Origin of the sequence: Catenulispora rubra (genome assembly GCF_015356825.1) — a bacterium.
Taxonomy (GTDB): Bacteria; Actinomycetota; Actinomycetes; order Streptomycetales; family Catenulisporaceae; genus Catenulispora; species Catenulispora rubra.
The window spans coordinates 1-943 of record NZ_JAACYW010000656.1; the positions used below are offsets into that span (position 1 = coordinate 1).

General features: G+C 73.1%; 1 protein-coding gene. It reads right to left on the reverse strand.

Features of this window, described 5'->3' with window-relative positions; genetic code table 11:
* A partial coding sequence (locus GWK61_RS54795; RefSeq protein WP_228564582.1) for a hypothetical protein occupies positions 1-943 on the reverse strand: 943 nt, incomplete at both ends.

The window sequence follows — 943 nt, forward strand, 5'->3', positions numbered from 1 at the left end:
GGTGGGGGGAGGGGGAAAGCAGAAGACTGCAAACGCCCGCCGCCGATGGTGGCCCGGACGGGTCCGCACGCGCGCACGCCGGGAGCGCTGACAACGCGGTCGACGCTGGCCGAGCCGAGGCTACACACGCGCTTGCCGCCGATGCTGGCCGAGCCGAGACCACGCACGCGCTTGCCGCCGATGCTGGCCAAGCCGGGGCCACGCACGCGCTTGCCGCCGATGCTGGCCAAGTCGAGGCCACGCACGCGCATGCCGCTGACGCCAGCCAAGCCGAGAACACGTACACGCTTGCCGCTGATGCTGGCCGAGCCGAGGCCACGTACACGCTTGCCGCCGACGCCGACCGAGCCGAGACCACGCAGACGCATGCCGCTGAGGCTGGCCAAGCCAGGGCCACGCACACGCTTGCCGCTGACGTCGGCCGAGCCGAGACCACGCACGCGCATGGCGCTGACGCTGGCCGAGCCGAAGCCACGCACGCGCATGCCGCCGACGTCGGCCGAGCCGAGACCACGCACGCGCATGGCGCTGACGCTGGCCGAGCCGAAGCCACGCAGACGCATGCCACTGACGCCGGTCAAGCCGAGATCACGCGCGCGCTTGCCGCCGACGCTGGCCGAGCCGAGACCACGCAGACGCGTGCCGCTGACGCTGGCCAAGTCAAGAACACGCACCCGCATGGCGCCGCCGCTGGCCAAGCCGGGGCCACGCACCGGCTTGCCGCGTACGCCGACAATGCGCCTGGCACGGCCGACACCGACGGAGCGCTCGGAACGCTCGGCGCGGCCGCCGTGTCCGGGGCTGCCGCGGATTCGGACCGTGCTGCCGTCGCCTTCGACCTCACCGACTTCGGCGATGACGCGTACACCCGCGGCCGGCCGCATCCGATGATCGACAACACCCTGCGGTTGCGGGCTGTCGCGGACGCGGGTGGGGATGCGGG